A 15,807-nucleotide genomic window follows, 5' to 3' on the forward strand; every position below is an offset into this window, starting at 1 on the left:
TAGGTGTTTTTAAATGATTGCTGGATGCGATTATCACCATATGAAAAAATAAGGATGTTAATATGAAGAATATTTCAAAAATACTTGAAGAGTGGGGAGCATGGGTTGCTAATGATCATATCGCTGTTTACTTTTTAAATAAAAACAAAAAAGAAATTATCCCGGAAAAAATAAAGCAACGAAAACAATGTTCTCATCATAAAGCAAATATAATCAATGATTTAATGAAAAGGCTTATGAAGTATAATACAGAAGATTATCAATTACTTATTAATTATTATGTTTTTGGAAAAACTTTTATTGAGCTTGCAAAACATGAAAAATGTTCAGATACATATATTGGGAAAAAGTTAAAAAAAGCAGAAGGTTTGATAGAGGGTATGTTGATTTTTTCAGATGATGATTAAAAAATATAAAATTGATAAAAATAAAGCTTTACGATCGTAAAATTTAGATTATTCTAATAATCACTTATGACAAATGAAGTGCCAAAATATGATGTTATATTATAAATATTGTATTTTACCGATTGTTGTAAGTATTGCTAATAGGATGTTTAGCAATTAATTAACTTAACCCCAAGGAGTGGAAAATATGTCAACAACATATCCAATTATTTTAGTTCATGGTTTATCTGGTTTTGATGATATCGTCGGTTACCCTTACTTTTATGGTATCGCGGATGCATTAGAAAAGGATGGTCATAAAGTTTTTACAGCATCTCTTTCTGCATTTAATTCTAATGAAGTTCGTGGTGAGCAACTTTGGGAATTTGTGCAAAAAGTTCTTAAAGAAACGAAAGCAAAAAAAGTCAATTTAATTGGTCATAGCCAAGGCCCATTAGCTTGTCGCTATGTTGCTGCAAAACATGCTAAAAGTATTGCTTCTGTTACTTCTGTTAATGGTGTAAATCATGGTTCAGAAATTGCAGATTTAGTACGACGCATTATGCGCAAGGATAGTGTGCCAGAATATATTGCTGATGCAGTAATGAAAGCTATTGGCACTATTATTTCTACATTCTCTGGTAATCGTGGCAATCCTCAAGATGCTATCGCTGCATTAGAAGCATTAACAACTGAAAAAGTAACTGAATTTAATAAAAAATATCCACAAGGGCTACCTGAAGTTCGTGGTGGTGAAGGTAAAGAAATCGTTAATGGCGTGCATTACTACTCATTTGGCAGTTATATTCAAGGACTAATTGCGGGTGAAAAAGGTAATTTACTAGATCCGACTCATGCCGCAATGCGTGTATTAAGTGCTTTTTTCATTGAGCGCCAAAATGATGGCTTAGTTGGTCGAACGAGTATGCGATTAGGCAAATTAATTAAGGATGATTATGCTGAAGATCACATTGATATGGTTAACCAAGTTGCAGGATTAGTAGGGCGAGGTGAAGATATTATTGCGATTTATACTAATCATGCCAAATTTTTAGCAAGCAAAAAGTTATAATATCTAATAACAAGATTTGTGGATTATAAAATAATATAAACTAATGGCTCTAATTTTTATTAGAGCCATTTTTATCTTTAGCATTATCAATTTGTGTCTTTATAAACGCTAACAGAAATCCCATAACCTAATAAATAAAGAGCTTGTTCTAAGCTATCAACTTTTGATGATTGATTAATTTCAAGTAGACGTTCTATTTGTGCGCTAGTTAAATTCATTTTTCTTGCAAGGTCTGATTTTTTTGTTTTAGTTTCTAGCATGGCATTATGAAGCGCGATTTTCAAACAGCTGATGAGTGGTAAGTAAACAATAAAATCGCCTGGTTGTGCTTTTGATGGAGCAGGAATAGGCATTTTACTTGAAAGAAACTCCTCAAGGCCAACATGCAAAATATCAGAGGCTTCTAGCTCAATATCATCTTCCGTGTAAGCAACAGCGTGTATATTATCAAAATCACGATAAGTAATTTCGTAGGTTTCACTTTCTTCATCAAAATGAGCGACTGCGGGATAGTTGAACATAATTAGCCTTTGTAAAGTTAAAATGAAAAAGCATTATACAATGTATTTTCAGAATTATTGTGTATAGTACTAAAGTGAAACATTAATTATCTAATTGATATTAAATAATATGTTGAAGATTAAAGCATATTTATTGAAGTTTATCTTCATTTCTTACTAATGTAAGAAAAAATAGACATAGCAGCTTATAAGCTATTTCATATTTTTGTTATTGTAGCCCATCGATTTTAGGTAGATCTTATATTTGAAGAAGAACCATCTTATAGATGATCATAGCGCTTTTTTATGAAGGAATTATTTATGTATCCCGTTGATTTACATGCTCATACAATTGCCAGTACACATGCTTACAGTACGGTGAGTGAATATTTTCAGCAAGCTAAAAAGCAGGGAATTAAATTATTTGCAATTACTGATCATGGTCCTGATATGGATGATGCTCCTCATGAATGGCATTTTTCTAATTTACCAGTGATCCCCCGTATGATTGATGGTGTTGGGATACTTTATGGTATTGAAGCAAATATTAAAAATATTAAAGGCGAAACGGACTGCAGTGAAAAAATGAGTAAGAAATTAGATATAGTGCTTGCTGGTTTTCACGATCCGGTTATGAGTTCATTGGGTATTGTGGATAATACAAAGGCTTTAATTGCGACAATAACAAGTGGCGTTGTTCAAATAATAACTCATCCTGGAAATCCTAAATACCCCATTGATATTGCCGAAGTTGCCAAAGTGGCTGCGGCTAGTAACGTTGCTTTAGAAATGAATAATTCATCATTTATTCATTCTAGAGTAGGGAGTGAGAAAAACTGCATAGATATAGCTAAAGCAGTTCGTGATGCAGGTGGATTGATTGCGCTAGGATCTGACTCTCATATTGCTTTATCATTAGGAAAATTTGATCGAGTATTAGAAGTATTAACTCGAATAGATTTTCCCGAAGAACGTATATTAAATACGTCCCCAAGGAAAGTTTTAGATTTTTTAAAATCACATGGGAAGAAAGAGATCCCTGAATTTAGCCATTTTTGATACTTTAATATATGAACAATAGAAAGCTATCTTAGGATAACTTTCTATTGAATTAGTTAGCATTTTTTATTGATGAAAAACAGTTAACTCTTGTTTTAATCGGTTTGATTGTGTCTGTAGGGAATCTAGTGAATTTACTAGCTCCCTTGTCATTGTGGCATTAGCTTGTGTTGTTTGATCTAATTGGTTTATAGCATCTTCAATTTGAGCAATACCGTTACTTTGTTCATTAGTTGAGATAGAAATATCGTGGATCATTTCATTGATATTTTCAGTATGTTTAGAAATATCCACCATATTATCGTTTGCGTCAGCGGCTAATTGAAAACATTGGTTTATTTTTTTACTTGAATTTGCAACAAGTACTTTTATCTCTTTTGATGCTAAATTACAGCTAATGGATAATTCACGGACTTCTTTTGCAACCACCGCAAATCCCTTACCATGTTCACCTACTCTAGCGGCTTCCACAGCGGCATTTAACGCTAACAAATTAGTTTGAAAGGCAATATTGTCAATTGTTGATGTAATATCATTAATTTGCTCAGAGAAAGAGACGACTTCATGCATATTTTCAACTACGTTAGCTAACATTTCATTACTTTGATGGATCATAGAATCTGTTTTAGTCACAAGTTCACATGATGCTTGGGTATTTTCTGCATGTTGTTTTGAGGTAACACTTAGTTGTCTTATCCCTGCGGATGTTTCAAGTACAGCTGCTGATTGTTGTTCAACGCGAATAGCAAGATTATTGTTCATAACAGAAATATCATTTAATTCTGAATTGATAAGGCCTGAACTGCTATTAATGTTATTAACAATCTGCTTTATTTGATCTCGCATTTTTTCAATATTTTTAGTGAGGATGTTTATTTCAAATAGACCTTTTGTCGTGACATTAGTGGCTAACTCACCATTACTGATATCTTCAATATTCTTCATAATGGCATTTAGAGGTGAAATAAAATTTTTTCGTAATACGACTTGGACTAAAAAAGAAAAAATGACAATGAGGATTGTAATTACAATTAAACTATAAATGATCCTATCATACAGTAACTCACCTTCATTTAATGATGCAGTGTAATGGCTTTGTAGTTGCTGATGATAGTTGATGTATGCTTGTTCAAAATTATCTTGGTAGGTTTGTGTCGGTTGATTTAAATACTCGTATGTTTTTCCTTGTTCTAAGAAGGCTAAAAATTCAATTAATGCAGCATTAAGTTCAGTATACTTTTGTTCTAATTGCTGAATATAGCTTTCATTCTTAATATTATGAGGAATATTTTTAAAACTACTCCAAGCATTTTCAACACTTTGAAGTTTTTCTTTAGTTTGTTGTAATAAAGATGAAATATCAGTATTTGCGGTGGCCATTTTATTAATAATTAATAAATGCCGAGAGCTTGCTCTATTTAAGGTATTACGAGTTTGTAGCAGATTTTCCCAGGTGTTACTTAGCAGTGATTGTTCAGTGTAGATATTGTTTAGTGCGTTTAAGTTTCTCTTGTAATCATTTACGGATGAGAGAAATAAAATAGAGGCTAAACCAAGAAGTAAAATCAAGGAGCCGGTTATAAGCCAAACTAAGGTGGTTGTTTTTAAATTCGACATATTAAAAGAGACGTTTGGCAAATAACGTTGTTTGAAGTTCTTAAACATGAATAGTTATTTCCTTTTTTATAAAAATACAACTGTGCAATTTATTGATTTTTAAGTTTTATTTTTACTTCCTGTAACTGGTATAGACAAAAAATGACTGAAAACGAGTAAAGTTATGTTTTTAGAACACTCTTTGATTTAATGCCATATATCCTTTTGATTTTTTCAAATACTAAAAAAGAGTATCGGCATTTTATAAATATTCTTTATGGTTATTTATTGTTCTTATTAATAAATTTTTCAAATGAATCCCTTGGTGATGTAACGTGTTGATTTTCATTAAATTTAATTTAAGACTTAAAATTTGAAAAAGTAAAAAGATGACATAAAAAATGTTGTTTTTAATAACTAATTGATAATCTGTTGATTTGTTATTAATTTAATGTGAATTGATAGTTTGTAATTTAAACAATTAGATTTTAATAATGTAAGTGATTCTATTTATAAAATAAAAAAATACTTATGATATAAAGAGCAATAAATAAAATTAGTTTTTCTTTTATTACAAGCATAAATAAGAAGTATTTATGTGATTGTGCGAGTTAAAATAAGTAAGAGGAAATAGGGGGTAGGAAGAAAATAGATAAAAATACTATAAACGAAAAATGTGAGCTTTCCGTTTATAGTTTATGTTGTTTTTTCAATAAAATTTATGATGTATGAAAATTTGAATTAAATGATATTAAATGTTTTTTTAAAGTGAAATACCGGAAAATGACATAAAACCTAATGACATTAATCCTACAGTGATAAAGGTGATACCTAATCCTCTTAATCCTTTAGGAATATCTGAATATTTCATTTTTTCTCGTAGGCCAGATAGAGCGACAATTGCTAGTAACCAGCCTACGCCACAACCTGCACCGTATATAACTGATTCTGAAAATGTATAATCACGCTCAACCATAAAAATGGTGGCACCAAAGATAGCGCAATGAATAGTTAATAAAGGCAAAAAAATCCCTAATGAATGGTAAAGTGAAGGGATAAATTTATCTAAAAACATTTCTAATATTTGAACCAATGCGGCTAAAACACCAATAAAAGTAATATATCTTAGAAAACTAAGATCAATACCTTCCACTAAAACATCTTTTTTTAAGATGAAATTATAAATTAAGTTATTGATTGGAGTAGCAATAATAAGTAAAACAGTGACGGTGAGTCCTAGTTTTAATGATGTTTTCACTTCTTTTGAAACAGCAAGGAAAGTACACATTCCCAAAAAGAAACTTAATGCCATGTTCTCAATAAAAGTTGCCTTAATGAAGATATTAAGGTAATTTTCAAGCATAACCCCTCCTATTAGTATATTTTTTTATTAATTCTAATAAAAACATAGCATTAATATAAGTGGTATTGCAAAAATATCTTTTAAACCGGATCTGAATAGCATTATTAGCCTAAAGCTGAATGTTATTAAAGAGAAAAAAAGAAAAAATTTAAGAAGATCTCCAAAAAAATAGTATTCAAGTTTAAACTTGTATCAAGGGAGGTTTTTTCTATTTTTTACTACGTGGGGTAAATAATATTGGGAAAGATAAAACACCGATATTTAGGATAAGGTTATAATGTCGGTGTTTGAACAAGTGATAGAAAGAATATCTTTAATTTAAATTAGGTTATCCTTTTAAGCTATTTAACATAAGTTTTTTATAGTTATTTTTTTCAAGATGTTTTTCTGAAAACCCAAACTTAGCTGCTAATTTTTGTAATTGTTTCGTATAGAGAGGAAGTTGACTTTGATCGTCAGTCATAATAGCGAATTCAGCAAATGAACCTAGATTATCTAATTTATCAATGGTGATATGAAACTCGTCTAAAAAATAGATTTCTCTTGATTTAGTATAATTGAGAATACAATGGTAGCCTAGTGTGATAAACATGGAGACTGTTTTTTCTGCATCTTCTATGCGTACTGCTTCACATTGTGATAAATCAGGGCCTTTAACGATAAGAAGGTTTATGCCTGAAGGTAACATTTTTCTTATACATAAGCTTATGTTTGATGCCGGGAACGTGAGGTTAGAATATTCCATATACCAATCTGTTTCTTGGTTATTAGGCGTAAATAAGGTTGCACCAGCTTTTTCTAATGCTGCAATAAATTTTTCTGGATTTTGAAGGTGATATTTTAGTTCTGCTTCAAATTTACCTTGAAAATGATTCGACATGATTTTTTCCCTGATTTCTAGTTAACGCATTATAGCATTGACTAGAATTTTCTCTGGTTAGGAAAATGAATCTTTATGACAAAAGTAGAAGGTACTGTAGTGTTGTTAGTAAAAAGGATTTGAGGAATATAAAAACTAAAGGGGTAATTACCCCTTTGATATTATTGCAGAAAAACTATTATAGAACACCATCAAAAGGATTCCAGCTTTGATCATTCTTGGTTGCTTTTAAATAATAAGCATAGTTAGCTGTTATTGCCCATAAAATATTAATGGCAATACCGACAGCATTGATTACACCATTATTGACAGGGAAGAAACCGATAATAGTAAAAATAGCAATGTTAATGGCAAGTAATGTTAATGCTTTACGCCATAAACCTAAAATAAGAAAATAAATAAAACCAAAGAAAAAGGCCCAGATATTCATTCCAATGAGAATACGTTTACCAAAGGGTAGTTCTTTATAAGCCGCTTTAAATTCAGGAGTTTTAGGTGAGCCATTTTTATCAAAAAATGAAAAACGCTCTTGCCATTTTTCAGAGTACTCTTTATTCATGTTAATTCCTTTTACCGATATTGATTACATTTGGTTTTCATAGAAAGAAAAGTATCTTTACATAAATTCACATGATCAACAATATAAAAGTATTAATAGGTTGTTAATATATATATTTATATATTAACCATTAATACACCTTTTTCTTCTTGTTTTTTTAATGATTATCTTATTGTTTAAAGATATATTATTAATAATTACTCTCAAAAATAAGAATGATAAAATAAAATATTATTTTCACTTCATTTTACGGAATAAAGAATAAGAAATCTGGTTTATGACTTGTACCAGATTTCTTATAAGGGAATAAAGTAATTAACGGACAACTAATACTGATGATTCAGCATAGCTAACAACAGAAGATGCAGTAGAGCCGAGGAGGTAAGTTTTCATGCCGGGGTTACGAGAACCGATGACAATCAACTCGGCTTGAATTTTTTTCGCCGTTTCTAAAATTTTATCGCGTGGATTACCAATGGAAATATAAAACTGAGAAGTACTGTTAGAAATCTCAACATGCGATAAATTTTCTTTTAACGTAGATAATGCAATTTCAATACGTTGTTTGTCACTTGCGAGTCGGTCTTGGCCTGCAAATGCAAACCCAACAAAAGATTCATAACTTGGGATCACAGATAAAAAATGAATATTCAGTTTGTCAGCGACAGACAATGCTTTTAGATGAGAAACAACCTTGTCTAATAAACCAAGCTCTGTAAAATCAACGGGTACTAACACTGTTTTTGTCATAGTGGCTCCTAATTAACCTTTATTATGATTAGGGCTTTAATACTAATTTTTTGTACATACAAATATGAGTTACCTACTAATCTTATCAGCCAAAATCAAAAACTGTATAAAAATTAGAAATATTTTTATTTTTTGAGAGTTGTGTGTTTTTTTTACATGCAAAAAATGAAAAAAATCGTAGTAATTTAAGAGGAAGGGACACAATGGAGTAAACTAGAAATAATTGCTGATAAAATAGATTAATTAACAGGTGATAATAAAGTTTTTTTACAATCGTATTAAAATAGATATATAAAAGAAGAATGGCTATAAATAGATTTATATATAGAGATGTAAATAAAGTAAAGAATTAAAAATAGAAGATAATAATTAAACTTTAGTACTTTGTTTATATTTTATAAAAGTTAAATGCTTTTATTGGCTAAAAATAATTAAATTAACCTTATTAATTTAACTTTAAATAATAATCAATTATTACAATGTGTTACGGTAGTGTTGGGGTTTTTTGTTGCCAATGATAATAAGTAGCATTTAACTTTTGTTAAAATAACAAAGTTATATTGCAAATGAGATTGGTTTTTATTTTTGTTACACATTAACTAATTAAAAAAATAAACAAACTCTATTTAAATAACTATATTTTTATTTTTAAGTGTGCATAATATCCCTAATGTTAATTTTCATCGCAAAGGACGTAAAATATGTTACATCAAGATATGATTAATAAATTGAATGAACAGCTAAATTTAGAGTTTTATTCAGCAAATCTTTATTTACAAATGAGTGCTTGGTGCGACGATAAAGGATTTGATGGTGCAGCTAAGTTTTTAAAAGCACATTCTCGTGAAGAAATGGAGCATATGCATCGCTTATTTGATTATTTAAGTGATACAGGTGCGATGCCTTTACTTGGTGCAATTGAAGCGCCACCATCAGAGTTTTCATCACTCTCTGAATTGTTCGATAAAACTTATGAGCATGAAAAACATATTACAGCTGAAATTAATAAATTAGCTCATGTAGCAATGACCACTCAAGATTATTCAACCTTTAACTTCTTACAATGGTATGTTGCAGAGCAGCATGAAGAAGAAAAATTATTTAAATCAATCTTAGATAAATTAGCAATGGTTGGTGATAGTGGTAAAGCTTTATTCTTGTTAGATAAAGATCTGAATACATTATCAACATCTGCACATGTCTAATTATTCATAAAGCTTCAGATAATAAGTTAATAAATGAATCATTACGCCCTGCTATAAGTGAATAGTAGGGCGTTTTTTTATTCTTCTATCATTACCTCTCTTTCTATTCATGCCTTTTATCTCTTCCTTTACTAGCACTGTCTATTTTTTATCCTGAATGTGTTGTTGGATGTTATTTATACAGGATGTTTATTTTACGTTTAACTTAATTTGGTTATGTATTGAACTGTTTAGACTGTCAATGTGGGTATTATATTTTTTTGAAGTGTAAAAATGGGTGATATTTGAAACAGAAACTGCTCTAAATAACATATATTTTGAGTGCTAGTTCACAACCTTTTATTTCTAATAAGAAGAAGCGAAGATCTTGACGTAAATTTGCTATAAAATATTTCCATAAATAAAAAAATCACCTGTAATTTAAGAGGTTATTATGTCATTAAATACACTAAAGACATCTTGGGGTAAATTATCAGCCATTGCGGTTTTATTCCTAGGTATGTCGTATCAACAAGCATTAGCTCACGCACATTTAAAATCACAGTTACCTGCTGAAGGCGCGGCTATTGAGCAGTCACAAGCACCTAAAGTTATCACACTAGATTTTTCTGAAGGCATTGAACTTGCTTTTAGTAAAATTAAAGTAACAAATGCGGAAGGTAAAGAAATCACAGTAGGAAAACTGAGTTTAGATCCTGTTAACAACACTAAATTATTATTACCTTTAGAAAGTGATCTGGCTGAAGGCAATTATTTAGTTGATTGGAATGTGGTTTCTGTTGATGGGCACAAGACAAAAGGTTCTTATCAATTTAGTGTAAAATAATGACACCTGAAGACGTTTATATTTTATGCCGTTTCTTTCATTTTGTGGCAGTCATGTTTATGTTCGGACTGAGCTTCTCGGCTGCCATTCTTGCAAAAGATAAGTTTATTCCTCTTATTCAAGTCCGTTTACGTCCTGCATTAGCCATCAGTACTATTACAGTTTTTATTACGACTTATCTATGGATGGCTGTGCAATCTGGCATTATGGGGGATGGGTGGGAGGATGCTTGGTCACTTGAAATATGGAAAGCGGTATTAGGTACTTCATTTGGTCAGGTTTGGCAATGGCAGTTGATATTAGCAACTCTTGCTTTAGCTGTATTATTTATACACCAACGCTATATTCGTAATGTTTCTTTATTAATAATTGCGTCAATTATGTTGATCCTACATGCGTCTATCGGACATGGCGCTATGTTTACAGGATCAGAAGCAACCTTTTATAAAGTTAATCAAAGTATCCATCTTATTAGTGCTGCGTATTGGTTTGGCGGTTTATGGCCATTTGTTGCTTGTTTACAATTTTTGCGTAATAAAGATGAGCTTGCAGAAGGGATGATCAAGCCAATTATTGGCACAATGAAGAGATTTTCATTATTTGGTCATGTTGCTGTTTTATTAGTTACCATCACGGGTGTTATTAGTGCTGTTATGCTCATTCCAGGGTGGCCAGCAATACACTTATCATCAGAATATCAAAGCATGTTATGGCTTAAAATCAGCTTAGTTGTGCTAATGCTAGGTTTGGCTGTAATTAATCGTTATGTTTTGGTGCCTCATATTCGTAAGAAAAATAATTTTCAGTGGTTGCTAATTAATAGCTGGTTTGAACTATTACTTGGAACTATGGTTATTTTTACTGTTGCCATCTTTGCGATTAACTCACCTGTATAGATTGTTATATAATCGTAAAAATCTAATTTATTAAGTGAGATATAAACATGAAACGTTTTATATTAGCGGGAATGTTAATGCTTTTCTCTTTTCAAGCATTTTCTGCTCCAATTTCCACTGTAAGTAAGCTTCAATTTGGTGATGATTGGCCATTTACACGAGAAGAGGTAATGCTTAATTGCCGTGCTGATGGCGCTTGGTTTGTGATTAATCCAGCAACATTAGTTCAGTACCCACTTAATGAGATTGCTATGAAACAGATGGAAAGTGGAAAAGTTAAGGCGCAGCTAATCGATATTATTTTACTTCCAGATCCTAATTCTCCTGAAAAGAAAAAATCAGTAGAAGCTATTCAAGGTGCATTTAAAGCACTTTGCGAAAGTAATTAATCAAGTGATTAATAATTGAAAGTGGAATTTTTTATTTCTATTTTATTGATTTAATAAATAAATTTCACTTGAGATTATTTTTTGAATAGAAAAGAGTGTGCGATTGATTTGTTTACTGGATATTTACATATTGTTAGCTAATATTTAACAGTAAGTTGTGAAATAGAAAGGTCTGAGTGAGTCCTCGATTTTTTTGTTTACGCAGTAATCAGTAATTACTTTTTAGCGCACGGCTCGCAATGAGCCTTTTCCCTAAGCCAGATAAATGATTTATCTGGCTTTTTTTATGTTGTTTTAGCATCTCTTATGCCACTTTTAAGATCCAATGGTGGTTTTCTTTGTCATAAGCATGGCGATAAAGCAGAATATTTTTATCTTTCAATTGAGCCGGAATGCTCGTGTTTTCATCCCATCCATCTAGTTGCATGCAAAACTCTGTATCATAATCACATGGAATATGAATATAAGTTAATTGATTATCGGAAGAGTGTTTCAAAGTAATATCTTCAATTTCATAGCAAGCAATTTTTAACGTTGTTTTCTTCATATTGTTACTCCAGCTTAGGCGATGTTTTGTTGTGTTCCGTTATGTTTTGTTGGTGGCATTTATTCTGAATAATGCTTTTCGACCAAACAAAATTAAGCATAGTATAAATGGAATCTATTTCCAAAATATATTTCATAAATAAAAAAAGCGGATCATTTTTTGTGATCCGCTTTAAAGAACTAGTACGAAATAAGGGAGAATTATCTTATTTTACGGCTTTGGTATCGCAGTTCCCCATTCATCCCAATCTTTAGGCTCTTTTGCATTTAAAATGAAATTCTGTTCCTGTTTTGCTTTTGATTGTAGTGGCGTGGAAGGTGGCGTTGCAAATGTAATACCTCCACGTATAAATTGTTTAAATGTCCCACTTCGTATAACGCCCCCCGTTAAACCAAAGGAGAAGTTATATCCAGAAGAGAGCCAAAATTCGGTATTATTTCTAACAAGGTATTGATATTTTTTACTAATTCGAATGTGAATTAAGACTCTATCAGACATGTTTCCTAACTCAAGTCCTGTCACAGCACCAACTTCAAGACCTCGATAATAAATAGGCGTACCAATTTGTACTGAGCCAGCTTCTGTGGCATTTAAGACAAGATTTAACCCATCAAGATAGCGAGAGTCTGTAATGTTAGATGTTTGAAGTTCAAATTGACGATAAACACCACCATTACCAGGTTCTGCTTTAATGTATGGCTGAATTAGGGAGTCTAGGTTATCTAATCCTGATGCTGTTAGCTCTGGTGTGACAACAGCAAAGCGACTACCTGATCTAGCGAATGTTTTTACATAATCAGGGTAGAGTACTGCTGAAACCGTCACGGCTTTTCTATCTGGCGAGAGGAGCAGTGATTCCACCTGACCAATATCAATGCCTAAATAACGAATAGGCATGCCTTCAGAAAGCTTACTAGCATCGTAAGTTTTTAAAGTGATTTGAGCACCAATAGCCCTAGCACTGGTTTCTGATGAATAGAGTTTGTAACGTGAGGCGTTATTGTTGATATTTTCAAAGTTATCGAAGCTAATAGCACCTTTTAAGGCTCTATTTAATGGTGTCGCTTCAACGGTTAATCCTGAACCATTGACGGAAACTTTTGCCGCACCTTCAGTCCAGAAAACACTTTTTTCAGTAAGAAGGTGGCGATATTGTTTGGAAATATAAACATCAATATCAAACTCATCAATTAATGGTCTGACATCAGTGATTTCACCAACCTGAAATTGATGGTAAAGCACGACAGAGCCTTTTTGAATACCCGGAAGGCTGGAGGCTTTTAACGTTAATGTCACTGGTAATTCATTACCATTGATGCTTGCTTTAGCAAAAAAATCATTGCGATACAGACGGTACTGCTCTTTAGGGGTACCTTTGTTACCTTGAATAAGATGAATACCGCCTTCAAGCCATTCTTGAGGAGAAGCACCTTGAATATCAATACCATTTAAGCCCATATTGACGTTTATTCGGCTATTGGCAACAAACTTGCTGTTCTCATAAATATAATGTTTATATTCAGGGGCGATAATAGCATCGAAGATAACACCATCATCACTTATATTACGTTGTATGACTTGGCCAATAGTTATGCCTCTAAAGAGAATCGGTTGTCCTGCATCGACGCCCCAACTTTCTTCACTAGTTAGAGAAAGAATTAATCCATCTTCACCATATATTGCTTTACCCGCCTCAACAGAGGTAGCCGATTGTAAAACAAACTGCTGGTTTTCTTGTGCTGGTTGACTGTTTTCTGGGGAGTCAAAAGCTATCGCACCGTTAATTAAAGCAGAAACACTTTCCATTTTAACGGACACGCCACTTTTTAAATTAAAATTACCTTGGAATCCAGATACATTCCAAAAATGGCTGTCTTGACGAATTAAATGTGAATATTGTTTATCAATACTTAATTCAATAAAAACGCCTTGGTTGTCAGGGCGAATTGCGTAGCTATAAACTTTCCCTACGGGAACTTGGCGGTAATAAACTTGAGAGTCAACATTGAGTGATCCCAGTTTATCTGCAGTTAAGGTAATTAATTGCTGGTTTTTATCAATATTTGCTTGAGGGCGAACTTCTTGAGCAATAAATTTAAACTGCTTTTCACCATCACCGGGTAGCATACTGATGTAGTTACCACCTACTAAAGCATCTAGCCCTGATACACCTGATAGGCTCGCTTTAGGTGTAACAAGCCAAAATTGCGTATTTTTCCGTAATGCAGAAGCAAGGTTTTTTCGTACATCAGCTGTCACAATAACTCTGCGTAAGTCATCGCTTAAGGTGATATCTTTAACTATTCCTACATCAACGCCTTGATAGCGGATTGGTGTTCTACCAGAGACAATCCCTGAAGCAGATTGAAAATCAATCGTAATTTGTACGCCTTTATCTTGCCAATGTTGGAAAAGCAACCAACTTGCAATAAAAATGGCGATAACAGGGAGTAGCCAAAATGTCGAAATTCTACGCTTGCGGCGTATTTGGGCTTGTGTTTCCTGAGCGTCGTTTTCTTCGTGTTGCATAAGTATCCCATAGTAAACGACTATCCAACCATTCAACGGCAAGGATAGTAAGAATAACCGCAGTACCAAAATAAAAAGCTGCTGGGCCCATTGTGAACGTCATCAGTTGATCTCGATTAATTAATGACATCATCAGTGCGATCACAAAGAGATCAAGCATTGACCATCGTCCTATCCAAGAGACAAAACGGTATAATTTCATACGTAATAGAGGGTGAATGTGAGAATCAAAATGAATACTCAACAATAGACCCAACATAATAATAATTTTGAAAAAAGGCACAAAAATACTGGCAATAAAAACGATAATAGCAATAGGGGTATTACCTGAATTTACCAAGGCAATGACGCCAGAAAAAATGGTATCTTCGGTGCGTTGGCCATTTAAATAAAAAATAGAAATAGGCAATAAATTTGCAGGTAATAATAAAATAATCGCTGCAATTAATGCTGCCCATGTTTTCTGCAAACTCATTGGTTGTCTTGGGGTGTAGCAAGATTTACAACGTGGGCAATGTGTTGAAGGCATTTTTTTAAAATGATAATGGCAAGCATGGCATGTTGCTGGGCTTCGTTGGATCTCTTTTTGTGGATAAAATTGTTGCCAAAGTTGGTCCATATTAATATTAATCAGCATCAATAAGCTTAGTAGCATTAAAGAAACAAAAGCAATTAACCCATTGCCAATATAAACCGTGGCATAATCACCTAATTTTATTGTTGCAACACCCAGCCCAATCAAATAAACATCTAGCATTACCCATTCTTTTAATTTGCCAAGCATTAAAAGCACTGGACGTAAATTTAAACGTAAACGCGCACCCAAATGAAGATACAAAATAGCAATAGGGAGACTAAGTGGGGCGGCGACAGCACAAAAGAGAACCATAGTTGCAGTAAGAGGAGAGCCTTGCTCTGACATCATACGAATACCATCAAGCACGTTGGCGGTTATCATTGTGCCCAATAAATGGATTTTGATTAATGGTTGAGTAAATGCAATAGATGCCAAGATTAGCATTGTAATCGACAAAATAAGTAAGCGAGTTAGTGACCAGTCTCGATAAGAGGCAAGTTTAGCTTGGCAACGTGGACAGTACGCATCTTCTCCACGCTTAAGCGCAAGGGGAAGTGCCACAAGATGGTCACATTCTTGGCAGCGTATTGATTTTATTTTGTTAATTGCGATATTGTTCTCAGTGTTGCTCATTAATTCGCCTAAGTTAGCTTTCTTAAGAGTTATCGTTTGA

General features: G+C 32.6%; 16 protein-coding genes. 7 read left to right on the forward strand and 9 right to left on the reverse strand.

The genetic code is table 11. The features are described 5' to 3' along the window. The first annotated feature begins 62 nt into the window (after positions 1–62). Both DK866_RS09010 and DK866_RS09015 read left to right on the forward strand, forming a co-directional pair. The gene (locus DK866_RS09010; protein ID WP_109408628.1) at positions 63–407 is read left to right on the forward strand and encodes an antiterminator Q family protein; all 345 of its coding nucleotides are present in this window, start codon (positions 63–65) and stop codon (positions 405–407) included. Positions 408–594: 187 nt separating this feature from the next. Then, entirely contained in the window at positions 595–1,458 is an 864-nt protein-coding gene (locus DK866_RS09015) for a lipase family alpha/beta hydrolase (protein ID WP_109408629.1), read from the forward strand. An 86-nt stretch (positions 1,459–1,544) separates the two neighbouring features. Here the strand turns inward: DK866_RS09015 and DK866_RS09020 are convergent, their stop codons facing one another. After that, complete coding sequence (locus DK866_RS09020) at positions 1,545–1,979, reverse strand: hypothetical protein (RefSeq protein WP_109408630.1); 435 nt, start codon at positions 1,977–1,979, stop codon at positions 1,545–1,547. 300 nt (positions 1,980–2,279) lie between these two features. On the opposite strand from DK866_RS09020, the gene DK866_RS09025 reads away from it, so the two are divergent. Beyond that, the gene (locus DK866_RS09025; protein ID WP_109408631.1) at positions 2,280–3,017 is read left to right on the forward strand and encodes a phosphatase; all 738 of its coding nucleotides are present in this window, start codon (positions 2,280–2,282) and stop codon (positions 3,015–3,017) included. A 66-nt stretch (positions 3,018–3,083) separates the two neighbouring features. Here the strand turns inward: DK866_RS09025 and DK866_RS09030 are convergent, their stop codons facing one another. The 5 genes from DK866_RS09030 to DK866_RS09050 all read right to left on the reverse strand — a co-directional run bounded on the left by DK866_RS09030 (position 3,084) and on the right by DK866_RS09050 (position 8,165). Then, positions 3,084–4,682 (reverse strand): methyl-accepting chemotaxis protein, encoded by a 1,599-nt coding sequence (locus DK866_RS09030; protein ID WP_167395480.1) that lies wholly within the window; start codon positions 4,680–4,682, stop codon positions 3,084–3,086. Between the two features lie 694 nt (positions 4,683–5,376). Further along, positions 5,377–5,976 (reverse strand): NADH:ubiquinone reductase (Na(+)-transporting) subunit E, encoded by a 600-nt coding sequence (gene nqrE / locus DK866_RS09035; protein ID WP_109408632.1) that lies wholly within the window; start codon positions 5,974–5,976, stop codon positions 5,377–5,379. Between the two features lie 328 nt (positions 5,977–6,304). After that, the gene (gene cyaB / locus DK866_RS09040; protein WP_109408633.1) at positions 6,305–6,856 is read right to left on the reverse strand and encodes a class IV adenylate cyclase; all 552 of its coding nucleotides are present in this window, start codon (positions 6,854–6,856) and stop codon (positions 6,305–6,307) included. Positions 6,857–7,034: 178 nt separating this feature from the next. Next, complete coding sequence (locus DK866_RS09045; RefSeq protein ID WP_109408634.1) at positions 7,035–7,415, reverse strand: DUF2628 domain-containing protein; 381 nt, start codon at positions 7,413–7,415, stop codon at positions 7,035–7,037. A gap of 315 nt (positions 7,416–7,730) precedes the next feature. After that, positions 7,731–8,165: a universal stress protein gene (locus tag DK866_RS09050; RefSeq protein ID WP_109408635.1), complete on the reverse strand. Its 435-nt coding sequence runs from the start codon at positions 8,163–8,165 to the stop codon at positions 7,731–7,733. Positions 8,166–8,866: 701 nt separating this feature from the next. On the opposite strand from DK866_RS09050, the gene ftnA reads away from it, so the two are divergent. The 4 genes from ftnA (at position 8,867) to DK866_RS09070 (ending at position 11,481) form a co-directional block, all read left to right on the forward strand. Then, on the forward strand, positions 8,867–9,370 hold the full coding sequence (gene ftnA / locus DK866_RS09055; protein ID WP_072070414.1) for a non-heme ferritin: 504 nt from the start codon (positions 8,867–8,869) through the stop codon (positions 9,368–9,370). A 433-nt stretch (positions 9,371–9,803) separates the two neighbouring features. Beyond that, complete coding sequence (copC, locus tag DK866_RS09060; RefSeq protein WP_109408636.1) at positions 9,804–10,196, forward strand: copper homeostasis periplasmic binding protein CopC; 393 nt, start codon at positions 9,804–9,806, stop codon at positions 10,194–10,196. Beyond that, entirely contained in the window at positions 10,196–11,092 is an 897-nt protein-coding gene (gene copD / locus DK866_RS09065; protein WP_109408637.1) for a copper homeostasis membrane protein CopD, read from the forward strand. Before copC ends, copD begins: the two co-directional genes overlap by 1 nt. Before the next feature lie 47 nt (positions 11,093–11,139). Continuing rightward, the gene (locus DK866_RS09070; protein ID WP_109408638.1) at positions 11,140–11,481 is read left to right on the forward strand and encodes a YebY family protein; all 342 of its coding nucleotides are present in this window, start codon (positions 11,140–11,142) and stop codon (positions 11,479–11,481) included. A 304-nt stretch (positions 11,482–11,785) separates the two neighbouring features. Here the strand turns inward: DK866_RS09070 and DK866_RS09075 are convergent, their stop codons facing one another. The 3 genes from DK866_RS09075 to yebS form a co-directional block, all read right to left on the reverse strand. Continuing rightward, positions 11,786–12,028: a DUF1480 family protein gene (locus DK866_RS09075; protein ID WP_072070409.1), complete on the reverse strand. Its 243-nt coding sequence runs from the start codon at positions 12,026–12,028 to the stop codon at positions 11,786–11,788. A 210-nt stretch (positions 12,029–12,238) separates the two neighbouring features. Continuing rightward, entirely contained in the window at positions 12,239–14,557 is a 2,319-nt protein-coding gene (locus tag DK866_RS09080; protein WP_109408639.1) for a PqiB family protein, read from the reverse strand. Beyond that, on the reverse strand, positions 14,499–15,767 hold the full coding sequence (gene yebS / locus DK866_RS09085; RefSeq protein ID WP_109408640.1) for a membrane integrity lipid transport subunit YebS: 1,269 nt from the start codon (positions 15,765–15,767) through the stop codon (positions 14,499–14,501). The genes DK866_RS09080 and yebS overlap by 59 nt, the downstream gene beginning before the upstream one ends. Positions 15,768–15,807: the final 40 nt, after the last annotated feature.

The sequence above is a fragment of the Proteus genomosp. 4 str. ATCC 51469 genome (assembly GCF_003144375.1).
GTDB lineage: Bacteria > Pseudomonadota > Gammaproteobacteria > Enterobacterales > Enterobacteriaceae > Proteus.